Origin of the sequence: Glaesserella sp. (assembly GCF_041814905.1) — a bacterium.
In the GTDB taxonomy this organism is placed as follows: Bacteria; Pseudomonadota; Gammaproteobacteria; order Enterobacterales; family Pasteurellaceae; genus Glaesserella.
On record NZ_JBGXYA010000073.1, the window covers coordinates 1 to 3,746 of the forward strand.

Consider the following 3,746-nt stretch of genomic DNA (forward strand, 5'->3'; position numbering starts at 1 on the left):
GGTTTTAAAGGAAAGAAATAATGAAACAACATCTCTATCAAGTTATTGTGAAATGGGTTGGAAATTTAGGCTCGGGTACCTCATCTTATACTACCTATGGGAGGGATTTTATTGTTTCGGCATCTCATAAACCCGATATTTTAGGTTCCTCCGATCCTGCTTTTCGTGGCGACAAAACTCGTTGGAATCCCGAAGATATGTTATTGGCATCCATTTCCGCCTGTCATAAATTATGGTATTTACATTTTTGTGCGGTCAATAACATAGTTGTGTTGGAATATTGTGATGAGGCAATCGCAGTGATGGATGAAGGCAGTTCCGAACAAGCAGGGCGTTTCCTTTCAGCGACATTAAAACCTCGTGTGCGAATTTCGAAAGAGTCGGATGTAGATAAAGCATTAGCATTACACAAAAATGCACATCAGGCGTGCTTTATTGCAAACTCACTCAATTTCCCTGTGGAATGTGAAGCTACTATTGAAAAAGATTCAATTTAAAATCAAACGGTGCGTTAAAACGCACCCTACAAGAGAAAAGAAAAATGACAACACAAAACTTCCTCGCCGAGATCGGCACAGAAGAGTTGCCACCGAAGGCACTCAAAAAATTAGCGACCGCATTTGCGGAGAATGTTGAAGCGGAATTAAACCAAGCGGGTTTGAGCTTTGACAAAGTGGAATGGTTTGCAGCACCACGCCGTTTAGCGGTGAAAGTGTTGGGGCTTGCGACAGCACAGTCGAGCAAAGAAGTGGAAAAACGTGGTCCGGCGGTGTCGGCGGCGTTTGATGCGGAAGGTAAGCCGACCAAAGCGGCGGAAGGCTGGGCGAAAGGCTGTGGTATTACCGTTGAGCAAGCAGAGCGTATTGCTACTGATAAAGGCGAATGGCTGGTTCACCGTGCGGTGATCGAAGGTCAGCCGACTAAAAACTTGTTGGTAGGCATTATCAGCCAAGCATTGGCGAAATTGCCTATTCCAAAAACAATGCGTTGGGGCGATAAAACCGAACAGTTCGTGCGTCCGGTTCACACTGTAACCTTATTGTTGGGCGATGAGCTGATCGAAGGCGAAATTTTAGGCGTAGCCAGTGGTACAACCGTTCGTGGTCACCGTTTCTTAGGTGAGCGTGAGTTCCAAATCAGCCACGCCGATCAATACCCTGCGTTGTTAAAAGAAAAAGGTTCCGTGGTTGCGGATTTCAACGAGCGTAAAGCGTTAATTCTTGCAAAAGCCCAAGAAAAAGCGACCGCTTTAGGTGGCGTGGCGGATATTGAAGAAGACTTGTTAGACGAAGTGACGTCTTTGGTGGAATATCCGAACGTGTTAGCGGCGAAGTTTGAAGAGCGTTTCCTTGCTGTGCCTGCGGAAGCCTTAGTTTACACAATGAAAGGCGACCAAAAATACTTCCCGATTTATGATAAAGACGGCAAATTGCTACCGCACTTTATCTTTGTGTCGAACATCAACCCTGAAGATCCAAGCAAAATTATCGAAGGAAATGAAAAAGTGGTTCGTCCACGTTTGACCGATGCAGAGTTCTTCTTCAAAACCGACTTAAAACAGCGTTTGGAAGATCAGTTACCACGTTTAGAAACCGTGTTGTTCCAACAACAACTCGGTACGTTGCGTGACAAAACCGCTCGCATTGAACAACTTGCCGGCGAAATTGCAAAACAAATTGGTGCAGATGAAACCAAAGCGAAACGTGCCGGCTTGTTGTCGAAATGTGACTTAATGACCAATATGGTGTTTGAGTTTACCGATACGCAAGGCGTAATGGGTATGCACTATGCTCGTCACGATGGTGAAGACGAGGAAGTGGCAGTCGCGTTAAACGAGCAATATATGCCACGCTTTGCAGGCGATGAGTTACCGAAATCCTTAGTAGCTTGTTCAGTGGCATTAGCAGACAAAATAGATACGCTAGTCGGTATCTTTGGAATTGGACAAGATCCAAAAGGAGATAAAGACCCATTTGCTTTACGAAGAGCAACGTTAGGTATTTTACGGATTATTATTGAAAGGAAATTACCATTAGATATCTCTGAATTAGTTAATAACTCAGCTAAAATTTATTTAGATTTTGTAAAAACTAATTTAGACAAAATAGATATTAATAAATCTGAATTGGTTGGTAATGTTAAAAATTTAGAAGAGAATCAATTAATCCTTTCTAAAAGTTTATTGTTGTTTGTTCAAGATAGAAATGAACTCATTATTAATCCAGCGACGATTAAACGTATTGTACATTTTATGTTAGGTCGTTTCCGTGCATGGTATCAAGATGAAGGTATTGCAGTGGACGTTATCCAAGCAGTACTTGCCCTTAATCTAACCCGTCCAATGGATTTTGAGTCTCATGTGCGTGCAGTGTCGCATTTCCGCACCTTAGACAGTGCAGAAGCATTGGCGGCAGCGAATAAGCGTGTGAGCAACATTCTTGCCAAAGCTGATGTCGCAATAGGTGCAATCGATCTTACCGCTTGTGTCGAACCTGCGGAAAAAGCGTTGGCGGAAGCGGTGATTGCACTCGAAAAAGAAGTGCAACCGTTGATCGCTCAAGGTGACTACACGGCAGTTCTCGACAAATTGGCAAGTTTACGCCAGCCTGTCGATAGCTTCTTCGACAATGTAATGGTGAATGCGGAAGATCAGAAACTGCGTCAAAACCGTTTAGCGATTTTAAATACGCTACAAAACTTATTCTTACAAGTGGCGGATATTTCGTTGTTACAATAAAACAAGACAATCAGACCGCTTGTACAAGCGGTCTTTTTTCAATAAAAATTTGCAAACACAAAGAGGTAAAAATGTCAGTCAAAAGCGAAGTATTATTTAGCAATCAGTGGGACGTACGTATCAGCGATCCCGGGTTAGAAGGGGCGTTAAGCCATTATTTTGAAACAGTTTATTTAAATTTAACCGCCCATATTGACGAAGAAAAAGTGAGCTATGAGTTCACTCGCAAAGTTGAAAAAGAGGTACAAACTCACTGCATTTTCCACAATGTTGATGAACTGTTTAAATTTTTAGCCGAATATCTTGGACCTGTTGCACTCGGTAATATCGGTGTCAAAATCGGTAAATTAGGCTTAGCGTAATTGTCTATGACCAATCCCCTTTACCACCAAACCCAACCGTATTGGGACTTTCTACGCATTGAAAAGCAAGCAAGCCCCCATACGCTCAGCAATTATCAACGTCAGCTACAAGCGGTTTGCGAAATGCTGGAGCAAAAGCAAGTGACGGCTTGGCAAGAGGTTGAGGCGTCAACGGTACGCTGGATTTTGTCACAAAGCCACAGACAAGGTTTGAGCGCAAAAAGTATCGGGCTTAGGTTAGTGGCATTACGTCAATTTTTGGCGTTTTTGGTTAAGCAGGGCAAGCTGAAAGCCAATCCTGCATTAGGGATTAAATCTCCGAAGGTCGGTAAACATTTACCTAAAAATATTGATGCGGAACAAGTTGCGCAATTGCTGAATATTGAGAGCGATGAACCGCTTGCCGTTAGAGATTTGGCGATGATGGAGCTGATGTATAGTTCCGGGCTGCGTCTTTCCGAGCTGCAAGCGTTGGATTTAGGCGATATGGATTTATCCGTCGGAGAAGTACGTGTGTTAGGGAAGGGAAATAAAGAGCGGATTGTACCGATTGGCTCGAAAGCGTTAGCGGCGATACGTCATTGGTTGACGGTGCGTAAAACATTTAAACCGAAAGATTATGCGTTGTTTTTAAATCGGCAGGGCAA

The 3,746-nt window shown here is 43.3% G+C and carries 4 protein-coding genes; all 4 read left to right on the forward strand.

The features are described 5' to 3' along the window. Positions 1 to 20: 20 nt before the first annotated feature. Positions 21 to 497 (forward strand): OsmC family protein, encoded by a 477-nt coding sequence (locus tag ACEYJ7_RS10040; protein WP_373766644.1) that lies wholly within the window; start codon positions 21 to 23, stop codon positions 495 to 497. 44 nt (positions 498 to 541) lie between these two features. Further along, positions 542 to 2,737, forward strand: a complete 2,196-nt coding sequence (glyS, locus tag ACEYJ7_RS10045) for a glycine--tRNA ligase subunit beta (protein ID WP_373778963.1) — start codon at positions 542 to 544, stop codon at positions 2,735 to 2,737. Between the two features lie 71 nt (positions 2,738 to 2,808). Continuing rightward, a complete protein-coding gene (locus ACEYJ7_RS10050) occupies positions 2,809 to 3,099 on the forward strand; it encodes a DUF5377 domain-containing protein (protein WP_373778964.1) in 291 nt (96 codons plus the stop codon). Beyond that, positions 3,100 to 3,746, forward strand: a 647-nt coding sequence (locus ACEYJ7_RS10055) for a tyrosine-type recombinase/integrase (protein ID WP_373778965.1), incomplete at its 3' end; no start/stop codon positions are given.

Bases quoted from the DNA above. Each gene is read 5' to 3' on its own strand.
- glyS (WP_373778963.1), top strand. From the start codon at position 542: ATGACAACACAAAACTTCCTCGCCGAGATCGGCACAGAAGAGTTGCCA.
- ACEYJ7_RS10040 (WP_373766644.1), top strand. From the start codon at position 21: ATGAAACAACATCTCTATCAAGTTATTGTGAAATGGGTTGGAAATTTA.
- ACEYJ7_RS10050 (WP_373778964.1), top strand. From the start codon at position 2,809: ATGTCAGTCAAAAGCGAAGTATTATTTAGCAATCAGTGGGACGTACGT.